Here is a 16,841-nt window from a genome sequence, read left to right as displayed (position 1 = left end):
TGCGTCGCCGCGGCCACTCCGCGTCGCCCGGACGGTCCCTACGGCGAAGGCGTCGCGGCGGTGTCGAGGCGGCGGAGGGCGCCGCGGACGATGCCGGGGTCGGTGGTCGCCCAGAACGGCGGCAGCGAGTTCTTGAGGAAGCCGCCGTAGCGCGCCGTGGCGAGGCGCGGGTCGAGGACGGCCACGACGCCGCGGTCGTCCATGGAGCGCAGCAGACGCCCCGCGCCCTGGGCGAGCAGCAGCGCGGCGTGCGTCGCCGCGACCGCCATGAAACCGTTGCCCCCGCGCGCCGCCACCGCCCGCGACCGTGCCGACGACACGGGGTCGTCCGGACGCGGGAACGGGATGCGGTCCATGATGACGAGCTGCAGTGACGGGCCTGGGACGTCCACGCCCTGCCAGAGCGACAGGGTGCCGAACAGGCAGGTCCGCTCGTCCTCGGCGAACTGCTTGACCAGCAGGGACGTGGAGTCGTCGCCCTGGCACAGCAGCGGGTGGGACAGGTGGTCCTTCAGCTCGTCGGCGGCCTGCCGGGCGGCCCGCATCGAGGAGAACAGGCCGAGGGTGCGGCCGCCTGCCGCCTCGATCAGCTCGGTGATCTCCGTCAGGTAGGCGTCGGCGAGACCGTCCCGTCCCGGCTGCGGCAGATGCCGCGCGACGTACAGGATGCCCGCCTTCGGGTGGTCGAACGGCGAGCCGACGTCCAGCCCGGACCACACGACCTCGGACTCCTCGGCCTTCTCCGCCGCGGTCTGCGCGAGACCTTCGGCGGCCGTTCTCGCGTCCTTCGAGGTGCTCTCGTTCAGAGGCGGAAGACCCCACTGGCGGGCGAGCGGCTCGAACGACCCGCCCAGCGTCAGCGTCGCCGACGTCAGGATCGCGGTGCGCTGCTCGAACAACGTCGTCCGCAACAGCCCGCCGACGCCGATCGGCGCGACGTGCAGCGCCGGCGGACGCTTGGGCCGGCCCTCCTGGACGAACGGTTTCTCCAGCCACACCACATCGAAGCGCTGAGCGATCTCGGGCTGGAACGCCTCCAGCGTCCTCACGGCCGTCTCATGCAGCTCTTCCAGCGACGACCGTGCCGCCTTACGCGCGGCCATGTCGCCTGGGTCGGACTCCTTCTTCTCCGGCCCGAGCGCAGTGATGCAAGCATGCGCGGCGTCCCGTACGACGACGAGGGTGTTGCCCAAAGCAGGCGACAGGACGTCCATACGCCCGGCGGGCATGTCCTCCAGCAGGAGACCGAGCCCCTCCGCGGCCTCCTTCAACCGGTCGGCCGTGGCTTCCTCGATGAGACGCCCGCACCGGCGAGCCGCGATCTCGACGGCGGCCGCGCTCAGGTCCCCCGTCGCGACCGACGTGACCCGGTCGACCAACTCATGCGCCTCGTCCACGACCACGACATCGTGCTCGGGCAGGACCTGGAACTCCTCCAGTGCATCGATCGCCAGCAGCGCATGGTTGGTGACCACGATGTGCGCCTCGCCCGCCTCCGCGCGGGCCAGCTCGGCGAAGCACTCCGTGCCGTGCGGGCAGCGCTGAGCGCCCAGGCACTCCTTCGCGGTGACGGCCACCTGCCGCCACGCCTGCTCGCTCACCCCGGGCACCAGCTCGTCGCGGTCGCCGGTGCTGGTCTCGTCGGCCCACTCGTTCAGCCGCTTCACCTGCCGTCCGAGCGACGACAGCTGCTGCGGGTCGAACAGGCTCGGGCCCTCGTCCTCCTCCGGCACACCCGTCTGCACCCGGTGCAGGCACAGGTAGTTGCGGCGGCCCTTCAGGATCGCGAACTTCAGCTCCGTCCCGAGCAGCGGCCCGAGCGCCTCCGCCAGCCGCGGCAGATCACGGTCGACGAGCTGGCGCTGCAACGCGATCGTCGCCGTCGACACGACCACCGTCGTCTGCTTCTCGACCGCGTACCGGATGGCGGGGACGAGGTAGGCCAGCGACTTACCGGTGCCGGTGCCGGCCTGCGCGGCGACATGCTCACCGGACTCGATCGCCTTCTCCACCGCCCGCGCCATCTCCACCTGCCCGGGGCGCTCGGCACCCCCGATGGACGCGACGGCCGAGGCGAGAAGGGTCGCCATGTCCGGAATCTGGGTATCGCTGCCGGTCAGCAGATCAGGGGCGGGCACGTCGCCCAACGCTACCGTCCGCGGCGGACACCCGCGTCCCGTCCCGCCGACCGGTCCCCGGCCATCGGCCGATTCACCGACGAACCCGTCAGAACACGCAGCGCCCGACCTGGAGTTATCCACAATTCTCTGGGCGGTGTCGTCCAGGCGGCCCCTCCTGCCACCGTCGAGGGCATGACACCCCTGGTGATCCGATCGGCACAAGACGCCATCGCAGCCGTCCCGTACCTGCTGGGTTTCCACCCGTCCCGCAGCCTCGTCGTGATCGGCTTCGAGGGACGCGCCCACGGCACATGCGCCGTCCGGCTCGATTTACCGTCATGCGACGCCGCCGGGCGGGTGGCCGCCCTCCTCGCCGGCAACGGCTTCGCCCGCTCCCTCGTCCTCGGCTACGGACCCCCCGACGAGGTCGGCGAGTCCGCCGCGGCCATGCAGGCGGCCCTGAGCTCCGCCGGCGTCCCCGCCGCCGAGGCGATCCGCGTCGCCGACGGCCGCTGGTGGTCGCTCACCTGCGACGACGACTGCTGCCCACCCGAAGGCACCCCCTACGACGTCTCCGCCAGCGTCCTCGCCGCCCAGGCGACCTACGCCGGCCACGTCGCCCTCGCCGACCGCTCCGAACTCGTCCGCTCCGTCCAGCCGCTCGACGGCCCCGCCCGCACCGCCATGCGAGAGGCCACCGCACGAGCCGAGAAACGCCACACCGCCGGCGACCTGGCCTTCGTCCTGACCCTCCTCACCCGCACCGGCACCGCCCCGACCGACGACGAGGTCGCCCGGCTGGGCATCGTCCTCACCGACTTGCGCATCCGCGACGAGGCGTGGATCCGCATCGACGAGGACGCCCCCGCCGCCGACATCGCCTTCTGGCGCGACGTCCTCCGCCGTGTCGAGGAACCTTATGTCCCCGCCCCGGCGTCCCTCCTGGCCTTCGCCGCCTACTCCGCAGGCGACGGCGGCCTGGCCAACGTGGCCCTGGAACGCGCCCTGGACGCCGACCCCGCCTACTCCATGGCCGTCCTGCTCAGGGAGGTGATCAACGCCGGTATCCCACCCTCAAAGGTCCGCCTGCACATGACCCCCGACCAACTGGCCGCCGCCTACTACGACCAACACCGAGAAGCCGGCTGACCCCACCACAACCAGAACCCACCCGACCAAGCGCGCCGCCCTGACCGAGACCGCCCCCCGGCCGAGCACGTTGGGTTGACTGCACGGCCGCGCCGACCGGATATGCCGAGGCCGTAGAGCCGATCGGATACGCCCGCTGGCAGTGGACGCCCCACTGACCGGCGATGCCGTCCGACCGAAGGATGTCTTGAGGTCTGCGCGACCTGCGGGCGGTGGGGCGGGGTTCGGTGGTGGGGTCTGGTCAGGGGGCGACGGCTTCGCCGGGGGTGCCGGGGTCGATGCGGCGGTCGGGGTTGCGTGCGTTCCAGGCGCGCATGCGGGGCGGGTAGCCGACGATCTGGACGTCGTAGACGGGCAGGCCGAGGTCGCGGGCCACCTTGCCGATGACCTTGGGGGAGCCGACGCGGCGGCGGGTCCACTCGCCGTCGTGGGCGACGGCGACGGCGGTGGTGTCGGTGGCGAAGGTCTCCGGCTCAACGAAGAACTCCACGCCGCGCCGGCTGCGGGCGAAGGCGATCAGCGCCTCGATGTCGGAGTCGGTCGCTTCACGGTCGAGCTTCGTCACCGTGGACCCGCCGCGGTTCTTACGAAGCCCGAATCGGTCCCGGAACCTCATGCCTGCCCCGTCGTCTCATGCCGTCCCCCGGAATGGTCCCGGGATCAGTTGCGGTCTACGACGATAACGGCTGCGAGGTGTCCGCTGGTTCCCGACACAGCGGCGGCATCCCCGGCGAGCGGGGCCCAGCGTCCTAGACTGGCCGACCTTGGGGGCGGCACCGGGGGGGTTGATGGACGGGCCGAAGCGGGTCCGGCGGGGCGCGGCCGGTGTGCTCGCGGCCGCGATTTGCGGTGGGCTGAGCACACTGGCCCCGGTCGACGAGCGGGTGCGGCTCACCGCGGCGCGGAGCGAGCCCCCCGCGCCCGAGCCCAAGCCGCCGAGGCCCGAGCCGAAACCCCCGCCGCCCGACTGCACGCGCGTCAAGTGCCTGGCGCTGACGTTCGACGACGGTCCGGCGGAGAGCACAGGGCAACTGCTGGACATCCTCGCGTCCCGCAACGTCAGGGCGACGTTCTTCCTGATCGGGGAGAACGTCGCCAAGCACCCCGCGCTCGTGCGGCGCGAACACGAGGCCGGGCACGAGATAGCCGACCACAGCTACACCCACGCCGATCTCGGGAGAGCCTCCCGGAAAAAAATCATCTCGGAGCTGACGCGGACGCAGGAGGCGATCCGGCGGGCGTCCGGTGTCACGCCGGACATGCTGCGGCCGCCGTACGGGTCGACGTCCGAACGGCTGGCCGGCATCACGCGGCGAATGGGCATGTCGCAGGTGCTGTGGACGGTCGACCCGCTCGACTGGCGGCACCGCGACACCGAGGGGATCGAGCGCCGGGTACTGAACTCGGTGAAGCCCGGCCAGATCGTGCTGCTGCACGACATCCACCCGACGACCGTGCGCGCCGTCCCGAAGATCATCGACCGTCTGGCGGCGAAGGGCTACGTGTTCGTGACCGTCTCCGAACTGTTCGGAGGGAAACTGACACCCGGGAAGGAGTACACGCAGCTGAATTCAGGGGAGGGTCAGGGTCTTCCCTGATGCTGCGGGACGGCCGCGGCGCGGAACATGAGAGACATGGACAGCAGCTACGCGGTGGGGGATCTGAGGGTCTCGGACGCCGAACGCGAACCGGTCATCGAGCGCCTTCAGGACGCGTACGCCGAAGGCCGGATCGACCACGAGGAATTCGACCTGCGCATGCATCTGGCGATGACGGCCAAGACGCGCAACGACCTGGCCGCGCTCACCCGCGACCTGGCCCCCGAGCCGAAGCGGACGCGCAACCCCGCCGTGTGGGACGGTGAGCCGCCGACGGGGGAGGACCGCATGCTCGCGGCGGCGGCGCATGCCGTCGCGGTCCCGACGCTGTTCGTCGGGCCGCTCGTGCTGATGCTGCTGAGCGGCAAGCGGTCCGAGTACGTCCGGCGGCAGGCCGCGGAGGCGGTGAACTTCCAGGTGACGCTCCTGCTCGTCACGATCGTCACGTTCGGCGTCGGCGGCGTCGTCTACGCGGTGGCGTGGATCCTGTCGGCCATCGCGGCCGTCTACGCGCTGACCGGCCACACCTTCCGTTACCCGTGGATCCTCCGCCTGGTGAAGTGACTACCCGGCGGGCCGTCGCCTGGCGGGGGTGCTTGCCCTGCCGAGTCGGTGTCGGTGATGAGGTCGCCGTCTGTCGGCCGCCGCCGCGTCGATGTGCGCGGTGGCGGGTCTGTCGTTCCGTGATTTGGGGGCCTCTCACCTGGTGAGGTGGCTGTTCGGCGGGGCGTTGGCTGGGGGCGTGCTTCGGCGAGTCGGTGTCGGTGGTGGGCTGTCTGTCGGTCGTCGCGGCATGCGGGGTGGTGGCGGGTCCGGGGTGGGAAGGGCTGCCTGGGGTGTCGGGCGGTCGTTGCGTCGATGTGGGTGGTGGCGGGTCCGGCGTTCGGGGTGGCCTGTTCTGGCGCGTCGGTTCCTGGGACCAGGTGGGGGCCGCGGGGGTTCGAGGGGCGGAGTGGGTTTGTCGGTGTGGGGCTTGGGGGAGATGTTGACGTGGCCGCCTCGTTGCGGTTCCTGTCGCCTCCAGGAGATGAAACGACGCCGATGTATGCGCCCGTGGTGTTATTCCCCTGTCTACCTGTGACTCCCACAACGTCCGAATTATGTGGACCGTGCATGGGATGATCGATTTACTGTGTCCGGGAGGGTAGATGACGGAGCTTGCGGTCAAGGGTGATCACCAGCGGGCGGTCGAGGCGCTCAGGAGGTCCTACGAGGCGATCCCGGCGGGCACGCCGGTGCGGCTGGCGAAGCGGACCTCGAACCTGTTCCGGTGGCGCGACCCCTCGGACGCGCCGGGGCTGGACGTGTCCGGGTTCGACAAGGTGCTGAGCGTCGACGCGGACGAGCGGACCGCGCAGGTCCAGGGCATGACGACGTACGAGGATCTGGTCGACGCGACGCTCCCGCACGGGCTGATGCCGACGGTCGTCCCGCAGCTGAAGACGATCACGCTGGGCGGTGCGGTGACGGGGCTGGGCATCGAGTCGACGTCGTTCCGGGACGGGCTGCCGCACGAGGGCGTGCTGGAGATGGAGGTCCTGACGGGCGACGGCAGGATCGTCACCGCGACGAAGGAGAACGAGCACGCGGACCTGTTCTACGGGTTCCCGAACTCCTACGGGACGCTCGGCTACACGCTGCGGCTGAAGATCGAGCTCAGGCCCGTCAGCCCGTACGTGCGGCTGCGGCATCTGCGGTTCCGGGACGCGGCGGAGCTGACCAGGGTGATGGGCGAGATCACCGAGTCCGGGAAGTTCGAGGGCGAGGCCGTCGACTTCATGGACGGGACGGTGTTCGGCGCGGGCGAGCAGTACATCACGCTGGGCTTCTTCGCGGACTCGGCGCCGTACACGTCCGACTACACCGGTCAGCAGATCTACTACCGGTCGATTCAGGAGCGTTCGGTCGATTTCCTGACGGTCCGCGACTACATCTGGCGCTGGGACACCGACTGGTTCTGGTGCTCCGGCGCGTTCGGCGTGCAGAACCCGGCGGTCCGGCGGTTGTGGCCCGACAAGTACAAGCGGTCGGACGTGTACCGCAAGCTCGTCGCCTACGACCGGCGGTACCACTTCGTCGCGCGGGCGGAGCGGTGGCGTGGGCTGAGGCCGCGCGAGGACGTCATCCAGGACATCGAGGTGCCGGTCGAGCGGCTGCCGGAGTTCCTGGAGTTCTTCCACGAGAAGGTCGGCATGAGCCCGATCTGGTTGTGCCCGCTGCGCGCGACGGACCGGTGGCCGCTGTACCCGCTGGAAGTCGGGCGCACATACGTGAACGTGGGTTTCTGGGGGACGGTCCGGCTTCCACCTGGGCAGATCCCCGAATACCACAACCGGCTCATCGAACGTAGGGTCGCGGCTCTTGACGGGCACAAGTCTCTCTATTCGACTGCCTTCTATGGCAGGGACGAGTTCTGGCGGTACTACGACGGGGAGACCTACCGGCGGCTCAAGGGGAGCTACGATTCCGGCGGGCGACTGCTGGATCTCTACGACAAGTGTGTGCGCGGGCGCTGACCAGGCGTCCGCCGTTTCGGGGGAGTGCCCGGACGGTGGCCGATCATCACGGCTCGGCCGGGCGGAGAGACAGGAGGGATCAAGATGACGCTGGCCGGGGTCTTCGAGCGACTCGCCGGGGCTGAGGCGCCAGTGGAGTTCACGGCGTACGACGGATCGCGGGCGGGGGTGCCCGGCGCCGACATCCGGTTCGACGTCCGTTCGCCGTACGCGGTGTCGTACCTGCTGCACTCGCCGGGTGCGCTCGGCCTGGCCCGCGCCTATGTCACCGGCATGATCGACGTCAGCGGTGACATGATCACGGCGTTGACGACGATGCAGCAGGTGCTCAGTGAGGTGACGGCGCGGGACAAGGCGCGGATCCTCGGTGGCGTGCTCGGTGATCCGCTGCTGCGGGCCGCGATCTCGCGCCGGCTGGACCCGCCGCCGCAGGAGGCGCCGTTCAGCCGCATCCCGTCGTGGCTGCGGCACTCCAAGCGGCGGGACGCGAAGGCGATCTCCCATCACTATGACGTGTCGAACACGTTCTACGAGTGGGTGCTCGGCCCCTCCATGGCCTACACGTGCGCGTGCTATCCCCGAGAGGACGCGACGCTGGAGGAGGCGCAGTTCTTCAAGCACGACCTGGTGGCGAAGAAGATCGCGCTGAGGCCGGGGATGCGGCTGCTGGACGTGGGCTGCGGCTGGGGCGGGATGGTGATGCACGCCGCGAAGGAGTACGGCGTCAAGGCGCTCGGTGTGACGCTGTCGAAGCAGCAGGCCGAGTGGGCGCAGAAGGCGATCGCCGACCGGGGGCTGTCGGATCTGGCGGAGGTCCGGCACATGGACTACCGCGACGTGGCCGAGACGGGCTTCGACGCGATCAGCTCCATCGGGCTCACCGAGCACATCGGCAAGGCGAACCTGCCGTCCTACTTCTCGTTCCTGTACGGGAAGCTGAAGAAGGGCGGCCGGATGCTGAACCACACCATCACCCGTCCGGACAACATCGCGCCGACCCGCAAGGAGAACGGGTTCATCAACCGCTACGTGTTCCCGGACGGTGAGCTGGAGGGTCCCGGCTACGTCCAGATGCAGATGAACGACGCGGGTTTCGAGATCCGCCACCAGGAGAACCTGCGCGAGCATTACGCCCGGACGCTCACCGCGTGGTGCGAGAACCTCGACGAGCACTGGGACGAGGCGGTCGCCGAGGTCGGTGACGGCATCGCCCGCGTGTGGCGCGTCTACATGGCGGGCTGCGTGCTCGGCTTCAACCAGAACTGGATCGAGTTGCACCAGACGCTCGGCGTCAAGCTGCGCGACGACGGCACGAGCGACATGCCGCTGCGTCCCGACTGGGGATCGTGACGGCGGAACGTTCCCGGCACTGAGACGAGCCGACCGGACATTTCCGGCCGGCTCGTCCGCGTCCCGGGCCTGTTCCGGCCGGTTTGTTCGTGTTCCACGGATTCGGTGCAGTGCGGTGAGGTCGGTCGGCATCGGGGTGGCGCCGTCACGGTGACGGACGCGGCTCCGAAACCGTTAGACGGCGAAGAGCAGTGCCGCGCTGACGAGCACGATCACGGCCGTGGCGAAGTGGATGCCGAAGGCGGCGGCCTTGGTGCCGCCGTGGCGCAGGACGATGAGGGTGTCACCGAGCGGCGCGAGGGCGACGACCAGCATGTACCAGCCCGCGGTGCGGGCGTCCGTGAAGGCGATCAGGGTCAGGCCGAGGACGCCGAAGGTGAGGTCGCGCAGCCCCTTGACCTCCAGGTAGGCGGCGTCTCCGTCCTGCTTGGCGGGGACTCCGTAGTCGGCGGCCGCCGCGCGGGGTGCCCACAGGAACCGCGCACCGATGAAGGTGACGAAGAGGCCGAGGACGATGGCCAGGCCATAGGCGGTGGTTGCAAGCATGATCCACTCCAATTTCTAGCATCGCTAGCAGTTCGGTCAACGCTAACATAGCAATAGCAGAATCACTAGCAATGCTAGAATCGGTGCCATGTCGATCCAGACGCGCCGGGAGCGCGAGCGGGCGGAGCGGGAGAAGCTGATCGTGACGGCCGCGCGGGAACTGGCCGAGGCCGAGGGGTGGGACGCGGTGACCACGCGGCGCCTCGCCGCGGAGATCGAGTACAGCCAGCCCGTCCTCTACAGCCACTTCAGGGGCAAGGACGCGATCATGGCGGCCGTCGCGGTCGAGGGGTTCGCCGAGCTCGCCGCCGAGCTGCGGAAGGCCCGCACCGCGGCCGCCGCCCCGGACAGGGCCCTCGCCGATGTCGCCGCGGCCTACGCGGACTTCGCCGAACGCCGGCCCTCCCTCTACGACGCGATGTTCACCCACGCCGTCGATCTGCCGTTCGCGAGCCCCGACGCACCCGCCGCATTGCACGAGGGGTTCGGCGAGCTGTGCGAGTCCGTCCGTCCATTCGCGGGTGAGGACGATCTCGAAACGCTGGCCGAGACGTTCTGGAGCGGCCTGCACGGCCTCCTCACCCTCATGCGCAACGGCCGCCTCCGCCGCGAAGAGCACGACCACCGGCTCGCGATCCTGATCCGGCGCTTCTCGGCCTGACCCCCCGGGCGCCTCAACCGCGGGTCAACATTCCGCCCACCCATATATCGGGCCAGGTCGGACGGGGTACGGGTGGTGAGGACCGTCGAGTTCGGGGGGCGCGAGGCGATGCACATCCGGTCCCCGGTGAAGCCGATGCTGGCCGCGACCATCGACCACATCCCCCCGCCGCAGGCGTGCCCGGGCGGCTGCCGGTACGAGCCGAAGTTCGACGGGTTCCGCGCGGTCGCGCTCGTGGACGAGGGCGGTGCCGTCCATCTGTCGTCGCGCCGCCGGACCCGCCTCAACGACGGGTTCCCCGAGATCGTGACGGCGGTCCTGGAGCAGCTCGGGCCCGGCACGGTCGTCGACGGTGAGATCGTCCGCTGGGGGGACGACGGGCGCCTCGACTTCGGCGCGCTGCAGCGGCGCCACGTCGCCGGACGCCGCCGCGACGAGTTCGCGCGGGCGGAACCCTGCCACTACGTCGTGTTCGACGTTCTGGAATCGGACGGGGTGGACCTGCGCCCCCGTCCGCTGCGGGAACGCCGCACCGTCCTGGAGTCCCTGCTCGGCGGCGCCCCGCCGTCAGCGCGCGTCATCGTCATCCCGCAGACGTCCGACGCCGAGGAGGCGCGGCTGTGGTTCGACGCCCTCGCCGTGCAGGGCGTCGAGGGCCTCGTCGTCAAGGACGCCGACGGCGTCTACCTGGAGGGGCGCCGCCGCTGGTGGAAGGTGAAGCGCCGCATCACCACCGAGGCGATCGTGGGCGGTGTGACGGGCACCAGGCAGGCCCCGGAGTCGCTGATCCTCGGCCGCTACGACGACGACGGCCGTCTCCGCGTCGTCGCGCGGACCACCCCGCTTCCGCCCTCCGCCCGCGTGTCGCTCGGGGAGGCGCTGCGCAACGCCGGCGCCGACCACCCGTGGCCGGCGGAGCTGCCCTCCGGGTTCGCGGGCGGCCTGTACGGGGCGCATCCGCCGATCCGCTATGTCCGGACGGAGCCGGAGGTCGTCGTGGAGATGAGCGCGGACGCGGCCGTGGAACGCGGCCGCTGGCGGCACGCTGTCCGGTTCATCCGGATACGGTCGGACCTGGCCCCGCGCGACGTCCCGATGTTCGGCGCCTGACGCGGGAACGCGGCGCCCCGCCGATGGGAGACGCCCGTGACCCCGGCTTCGCCGCCTAGGCCAGCCAGTCGAGGATGTGGCCGTTCACTTCCTCCGGCCGGTCGAGCTGGAGGAAGTGGCCGGCGCCGGGGACGAGACCGGCCCGCGACCCGGGGGGCAGGGCCGCCTCGATGGCGCCGAGGTCGCCGCCGGGCGCCACGGTGTCCGCGCCCAGGCAGCCGTCCTCGGCGCCGTGCAGGTACAGGACGGGCAGTTCGCCCATCGTGGTCGCCGCCTCCTGTTCGGCGGCATAGCGCTTGACGAGCCGGGTGGGGTCGAGCATGGCGCGGTAGTACCCGATCGCCGCCGCGACGTTGGCGGGCGCGGCCAGGCACTCCATGGCGTGGTCGACGTCCTCGGACCGGTCGCGGCCGTCGTCCGGGGACCAGTCGCGCCAGAGCCCCTCGACGAACGCGCGGTTCAGCGCGGCCTCGGCCAGCGGCGTCTGGAAGACGAAGATGTAGAACGAGCGCTTGAGCTGCTCGTACTCGAAGAACGCGGTCGCCGTCACGGAGATCGGCGGGACGGACATGGCGACGACCTTGCGCCAGCGGCCGGGGGCGGCGTTCGCGGCGCCGTAGGTGGCGAAGGCGCCCCAGTCGTGGCCGATGACGACGGCGTCGGAGCCGCCCCCGAGGGCCTCGTGCAGGGCGACGGCGTCGGCGGCGAGGGCGCCGCTCTGGTAGGCGCCGTCCTCGGGGACCGCTGTGGGGGCGTAGCCGCGCATGAACGGTGCCACGGCGCGGTACCCGGCGGCGGCGAGTTCGGGCATGAGATGCCGCCAGGTGTGCGCCGAGTCGGGGAAGCCGTGCAGGAGAAGTGCCAGTGGCCCGTCCTCGGGGCCCGCCGTCAGGTAGCCGAACTCCAGCCCGTTCGCCATGACCGATCCGGTTGTGATGTCGCCCATGTCCGCCTCCTCGGTTCGCGGCGCACGCTACCCCGGGGTTCGGGCGCAGTGACCGACCGGGTCCAAGTTCTTCGGATATCGGTGTATGGCTATGTATTTACAGCGGAATCCGTAGTCACTTAGCATCGATGCAACTGGATTGATCGCATCGAGGGAACGTGATGACGGAGCCGGACGTGACCAGCCAGCAGAACGACGCGATGCAGAAGGCGGCGCGCGACCATCTGTGGATGCATTTCGCGCGCCACTCGGGATCCCAGGGCGGCGGCGAGATCCCGATGATCGTCCGCGGGGAGGGGCCCTACGTCTACGACTCGGCGGGCCGCCGCTACCTCGACGGGCTGTCCGGGCTGTTCGCCGTCCAGGCCGGTCACGGGCGCGAGGAGCTGGCGCAGGCCGCCGCCAAGCAGGCCGCCGAGCTGGCGTTCTTCCCGCTGTGGTCGTACGCGCACCCGAAGGCCGTCGAGCTGGCCGAACGGCTCGCCGGCCTCGCGCCGGACGGGCTCGGCCGCGTCTTCTTCACCACCGGCGGCGGCGACGCCGTGGAGAGCGCGTGGAAGCTCGCCAAGCACTACTTCAAGCTCACCGGCAGGCCCGCGAAGCACAAGGTGATCGGCCGCGCGGTCGCCTACCACGGCACCCCGCACGGCGCGCTGTCGATCACCGGCCTGCCCGAGCTGAAGGCCGCGTACGAGCCGCTGGTGCCGAGCGGGTTCCGCGTGCCGAACACCAACATCTACCGGGCCGCCGAGCACCGCGACGACCCCGAGGCGTTCGGGCGGTGGGCCGCCGACCGGATCGAGGAGACCATCGAGTTCGAGGGCGCGGACACCGTCGCCGCCGTGTTCCTGGAGCCGGTGCAGAACGCGGGCGGGTGCTTCCCGCCGCCGCCCGGCTACTTCCAGCGCGTCCGGGAGATCTGCGACCGGCACGACGTCCTGCTGGTGTCGGACGAGGTGATCTGCGCGTTCGGGCGTCTCGGGACGATGTTCGGCGCGCAGCGGTTCGGCTACACGCCCGACATCATCACGTTCGCCAAAGGTGTGACGTCCGGGTACGCGCCGCTCGGCGGGATGCTGGTCGCCGACCGCTTGTTCGAGCCGTTCAGGCGCGGGACGGAGATGTTCGCGCACGGCTACACGTTCGGCGGGCATCCGGTGTCGGCGGCCGTGGCGCTGGCCAACCTCGACCTGTTCGAGCGCGAGGACCTGACCGGGCACGTCCTGCGCAACCGGGACGCGTTCCGCGGCACGCTGGAGCGGCTCCGCGACCTGCCGATCGTCGGGGACGTCCGCGGCGACGGCTACTTCTACGGCATCGAGCTGGTGAAGGACCGCGACACCCGGGAGACGTTCGACGGTGAGGAGTCGGAGCGGCTGCTGCGCGGCTTCCTCGACAAGGCCCTGTACGAGGCGGGCCTGTACTGCCGCGCCGACGACCGCGGCGACCCCGTCGTCCAGCTGGCGCCGCCGCTGATCTGCGACCAGGGCCATTTCGACGAGATCGAGCAGATCCTGCGCTCGGTGCTCACGGAGGCGTGGGGCCGCCTCTGAACCGTTCCGCACGGGCGCGCTCGCGCGGAGCGGCGTGCCGCTCGTCGTGCGGGACGGCTAATGTGAGGGGCGTCACTCGGTCGATCAGTGTGCACGTGCGTCTTTACTTTGAGAGGCTGCCTGTAAACCGAATCGGGTTCGGAAGTGATGAGGTGGTGGGCAGCGTGCTCAAGGTCGAGGACATCAACCTGACCGACTGGGAGTTCTGGCGTCAGCCGCACGAGTACCGGCACGAGGCGTTCAGGGCACTCCGCCGGCATCCCGAGCTGGTGCACTTCGAGGAACCCGACATCGTCATCATGCCGCAGGGCCCCGGCTACTACGCGCTGACCAGGCACGCCGACATCATCGAGGCGTCCCGGCGCCCGCAGGACTTCTGCTCCGGCAGGGGCGCCATCAGCATCCCGGACATGCCCGGCGACATGCACGAGTTCTTCGGCTCCATGATCAGCATGGACGACCCCCGGCACGCCAAGATCAGGCGGATCGTCTCCCGGGCGTTCTCCCCGCGCATGATCCAGCGGTTCGAGGACCAGGTCGAGGCGGTCGCCGCCCAGATCGTCGAGAACGTGGCGGCGGGCGGCGGCTCGGGCGACTTCGTCTCCGACGTCGCCGCCCGGCTGCCCCTGAAGATCATCTGCGACATGATGGGCATCGCCGAGGACCAGTACAAGACCGTCCTGGACGCCACGAACGTCATCCTCGCGGGCAACGACCCCGAGTTCGTCCCGTCCGGCGACGCCGAGCAGATGGCGATGGCGCTGCTCGGCGCGGGCGAGACGCTCAGGGGCCTGGTCGAGGACCTCGGCCGGCAGCGCCGCGAGAACCCGGCCGACGACCTCACCTCGGCGCTGGTGAACGCCGAGGTCGGTTCGGGCGGAGAGAACGGGCAGGACGGCGAGTCGCTGACCGACCAGGAACTCGGCTCGTTCTTCATCCTGCTGGTCGTCGCGGGCAACGAGACCACCCGCAACGCCATCGCCCACGGCCTGGACCTGTTCACCCGCAACCCCGACCAGCGGGCACTGCTCACCGAGGACTTCGACGCCCGCATGCCCGGGGCCATCGAGGAGATCGTCCGGTACGTGTCACCGGTCATCTGGATGCGCCGCACCGCGACCCGCGACACCACGCTGAACGACCGCCAGATCAAAGAGGGCGACAAGATCGTCATGTACTACTGGTCGGCCAACCGCGACGAGTCGGTGTTCACCGACCCGGAGAAGTTCGACATCCTGCGCGACCCCAACCCGCACGTCGGTTTCGGCGGGCCCGGGCCCCACTTCTGCCTGGGCGCGCACCTGGCCAGGCGAGAGATCACCGTGATGTTCCGCGAACTGCTCCGCCGGACGCCGGAGATCCGCGCGTCCGCCGAGCCGGAGCGCCTGGAGTCCAACTTCATCAACGGGATCAAGCGCCTGCCCTACACGATCTGACCAAGCCCCATCGGCCGGGATGAGCTACCAGGGACGGTGCCGGTGAGGAACACGCCCGCTGGCCCGTCGTCCCCGGCGGTGCCGTGCCCGCGATCACGACCGCCGGGCGGTGGCCGGTGTGCCCGTTCAGGTCGGTCGCGCAGAGCCGGGCGTCGCCGCGTTCAATTGAGGACCCGCCGACTGGGATCGGCGGTACCACCCTGCGCCTGGCGACGCCTCCCTCTCGTCGGACATGCTGGACGGCATGGACAGGCAGGAGATGGCGGCGTTCCTGCGTTCGCGCCGGGCCCGCGTCCAGCCCGCGGACGTCGGGCTCCAGTCCGGAACCCGGCGCCGCACGCCCGGACTGCGCAGGGAGGAGATCGCGCAACTGGCCGGGATGTCGGTGGACTACTACATCCGGCTGGAGCAGGGCCGCGGTCCCCGTCCGTCCAGGCAGATCCTGGCCGCGCTGGCGCGCGCGCTGAGGCTCACCGGCGACGAGCGCGGCCACCTCTTCTACCTGGCCGGTGAGCCACCGGAACCGCCCAGCGGGCCCTCGCGGGACGTCCCGCCAGGCATCCTGCACCTGCTCGAACGGCTGGACGACACGCCCGCCTACGTGCTGAACGCCCGCCATGACATCCTCGCGTGGAACGCCCTGGCCTTGGCGCTCATGACGGACCTCGCCTCCATGGACTCCCGCGACCGCAACGTCATCCGCTGGCTGTTCACCGGGCGGGCCGCCGAACTGTACGGCACCGACGAGCAGGTGACGCGGATGGCGCGCGAGTCCGTGGCGGACTTGCGGGCCGCGTCCGCCCGCTACCCCGCAGACCCGGGCATCGCCGAACTGGTCGCCGAGGTCTCCGCGCGCAGCCCCGCCTTCGCCCGCCTCTGGGACGAGGGAGAGGTCGGCATCAGGCGGAGCGGCCGCAAGCGGGTGACGCACCCCGCCGTCGGCCCGCTGGAGGTGTACATCGACGTCCTGCACGTGCCGGAACGCGACCAGCAGGTCATCCTCTACACGGCCGCGCCCGGCACGCCGTCCCACGACGCCCTCAAACGGCTCCGTGAGGTCGTCGCCGATGAGGTCTACCAGGGGACGGGCTGACCCGGCTCCTCCGCGCCGCCCTGGAACGCCCCGGTCGGGCCGCCGTCGTCCAGCGTCGCCAGGAGGAAGACCTCCGTGGCGCCCTGGACGGGCGTCCTGAACCCGCTGTGCGCGTTCAGATCGGTGGCGCAGTATCCGGGGTTGGCCGAGTTGACCTTGATGGGCGTGCCGGCCAGCTCCTTCGCGTAGGCGACCGTGACCGCGTTCAGCGCCGTCTTCGACGACGGGTAGGCCAGCGAGTTGATCTGGAACGATGGGCTGGACGGGTCGCCGATGACGGCGAGCGAACCGAGTTCGCTGCCGACGTTGACGATCCGCCCGGCGGGGGAGCGGCGCAGCAGCGGCAGCATCGCGTTCGTCACCGCGATGACGCCGAACACGTTCGTCTCGTACGCCTCGCGCATCGCACGCACGGACGTCGCGCTCGGGGCGCCCATCCCCTCGGCGGGCGAGATGCCGGCGTTGTTGACCAGCACGTCGAGCCGACCGTGGTCGGCCTCGATCTGCTTGGCGGCGGCCTCGACGAGATCGGAGTCGGTGACGTCGAGGTGGACGAACCGGGCGTCGATCCCCTCGGTGCTCAGCGTGGCGGCGGCCTTCTCTCCGAGGTCGGCGGAGCGGGCACCGATGAGGACGGTCATGCCCTCGCCGCCCAATAGCCGCGCGGTCTCGAAACCAATGCCCTTGTTGGCTCCCGTGATAAGAGCGATTCGTGAAGTCATGCCATGGAGGCTGCTCGGCCACGTCCCGCACGAGGAGAGAC

15 protein-coding genes are annotated in these 16,841 nt (G+C 70.5%); 10 read left to right on the top strand and 5 right to left on the bottom strand.

Going from position 1 to position 16,841, the window contains the following annotated elements; genetic code table 11:
• Positions 1-38 precede the first annotated feature (38 nt).
• The gene (locus tag ACTWPP_RS10600) at positions 39-2,090 is read right to left on the bottom strand and encodes an ATP-dependent DNA helicase (protein WP_443104014.1); all 2,052 of its coding nucleotides are present in this window, start codon (positions 2,088-2,090) and stop codon (positions 39-41) included.
• Positions 2,091-2,312: 222 nt separating this feature from the next.
• Here ACTWPP_RS10600 and ACTWPP_RS10595 point away from each other — a divergent pair, with 222 nt between their 5' ends.
• On the top strand, positions 2,313-3,269 hold the full coding sequence (locus ACTWPP_RS10595; protein ID WP_443103980.1) for a DUF4192 domain-containing protein: 957 nt from the start codon (positions 2,313-2,315) through the stop codon (positions 3,267-3,269).
• Positions 3,270-3,510: 241 nt separating this feature from the next.
• Here the strand turns inward: ACTWPP_RS10595 and ACTWPP_RS10590 are convergent, their stop codons facing one another.
• Positions 3,511-3,885: a hypothetical protein gene (locus tag ACTWPP_RS10590; RefSeq protein ID WP_443103979.1), complete on the bottom strand. Its 375-nt coding sequence runs from the start codon at positions 3,883-3,885 to the stop codon at positions 3,511-3,513.
• A gap of 172 nt (positions 3,886-4,057) precedes the next feature.
• Here ACTWPP_RS10590 and ACTWPP_RS10585 point away from each other — a divergent pair, with 172 nt between their 5' ends.
• The 4 genes from ACTWPP_RS10585 to ACTWPP_RS10570 all read left to right on the top strand — a co-directional run bounded on the left by ACTWPP_RS10585 (position 4,058) and on the right by ACTWPP_RS10570 (position 8,733).
• The gene (locus ACTWPP_RS10585) at positions 4,058-4,867 is read left to right on the top strand and encodes a polysaccharide deacetylase family protein (protein ID WP_443103978.1); all 810 of its coding nucleotides are present in this window, start codon (positions 4,058-4,060) and stop codon (positions 4,865-4,867) included.
• A gap of 36 nt (positions 4,868-4,903) precedes the next feature.
• Complete coding sequence (locus ACTWPP_RS10580) at positions 4,904-5,431, top strand: DUF1707 and DUF4870 domain-containing protein (RefSeq protein ID WP_443103977.1); 528 nt, start codon at positions 4,904-4,906, stop codon at positions 5,429-5,431.
• 584 nt (positions 5,432-6,015) lie between these two features.
• The gene (locus tag ACTWPP_RS10575; protein ID WP_443103976.1) at positions 6,016-7,383 is read left to right on the top strand and encodes an FAD-binding oxidoreductase; all 1,368 of its coding nucleotides are present in this window, start codon (positions 6,016-6,018) and stop codon (positions 7,381-7,383) included.
• Between the two features lie 84 nt (positions 7,384-7,467).
• Positions 7,468-8,733 carry a class I SAM-dependent methyltransferase gene (locus tag ACTWPP_RS10570; protein WP_443103975.1) on the top strand — a complete coding sequence of 422 codons (1,266 nt, stop codon included), beginning with the start codon at positions 7,468-7,470 and terminating at the stop codon, positions 8,731-8,733.
• A gap of 174 nt (positions 8,734-8,907) precedes the next feature.
• Here the strand turns inward: ACTWPP_RS10570 and ACTWPP_RS10565 are convergent, their stop codons facing one another.
• Positions 8,908-9,279, bottom strand: coding sequence for a DUF4267 domain-containing protein (locus ACTWPP_RS10565; protein WP_443103974.1), 372 nt, complete (start codon positions 9,277-9,279; stop codon positions 8,908-8,910).
• A gap of 88 nt (positions 9,280-9,367) precedes the next feature.
• Here ACTWPP_RS10565 and ACTWPP_RS10560 point away from each other — a divergent pair, with 88 nt between their 5' ends.
• Positions 9,368-9,940, top strand: coding sequence for a TetR/AcrR family transcriptional regulator (locus ACTWPP_RS10560; RefSeq protein ID WP_443103973.1), 573 nt, complete (start codon positions 9,368-9,370; stop codon positions 9,938-9,940).
• A 75-nt stretch (positions 9,941-10,015) separates the two neighbouring features.
• Positions 10,016-11,050, top strand: coding sequence for an ATP-dependent DNA ligase (locus ACTWPP_RS10555; protein ID WP_443103972.1), 1,035 nt, complete (start codon positions 10,016-10,018; stop codon positions 11,048-11,050).
• A 55-nt stretch (positions 11,051-11,105) separates the two neighbouring features.
• On the opposite strand, the gene ACTWPP_RS10550 is transcribed toward ACTWPP_RS10555, so the two are convergent.
• Positions 11,106-11,996, bottom strand: coding sequence for an alpha/beta fold hydrolase (locus ACTWPP_RS10550; RefSeq protein WP_443103971.1), 891 nt, complete (start codon positions 11,994-11,996; stop codon positions 11,106-11,108).
• Between the two features lie 161 nt (positions 11,997-12,157).
• Here ACTWPP_RS10550 and ACTWPP_RS10545 point away from each other — a divergent pair, with 161 nt between their 5' ends.
• From ACTWPP_RS10545 to ACTWPP_RS10535, 3 genes are all read left to right on the top strand, one after another.
• A complete protein-coding gene (locus ACTWPP_RS10545; RefSeq protein WP_443103970.1) occupies positions 12,158-13,549 on the top strand; it encodes an aspartate aminotransferase family protein in 1,392 nt (463 codons plus the stop codon).
• Positions 13,550-13,713: 164 nt separating this feature from the next.
• The gene (locus ACTWPP_RS10540; protein WP_443104013.1) at positions 13,714-14,985 is read left to right on the top strand and encodes a cytochrome P450; all 1,272 of its coding nucleotides are present in this window, start codon (positions 13,714-13,716) and stop codon (positions 14,983-14,985) included.
• A gap of 244 nt (positions 14,986-15,229) precedes the next feature.
• Positions 15,230-16,078: a helix-turn-helix transcriptional regulator gene (locus ACTWPP_RS10535; protein ID WP_443103969.1), complete on the top strand. Its 849-nt coding sequence runs from the start codon at positions 15,230-15,232 to the stop codon at positions 16,076-16,078.
• Here the strand turns inward: ACTWPP_RS10535 and ACTWPP_RS10530 are convergent.
• Positions 16,060-16,800, bottom strand: a complete 741-nt coding sequence (locus ACTWPP_RS10530) for an SDR family oxidoreductase (protein ID WP_443103968.1) — start codon at positions 16,798-16,800, stop codon at positions 16,060-16,062. The two genes, ACTWPP_RS10535 and ACTWPP_RS10530, sit on opposite strands and share 19 nt — an antisense overlap.
• Positions 16,801-16,841: the final 41 nt, after the last annotated feature.

Source organism: Actinomadura sp. 3N407, from assembly GCF_052245875.1.
GTDB lineage: Bacteria > Actinomycetota > Actinomycetes > Streptosporangiales > Streptosporangiaceae > Spirillospora.
This window is presented reverse-complemented; position numbering and strand designations above follow the sequence as displayed.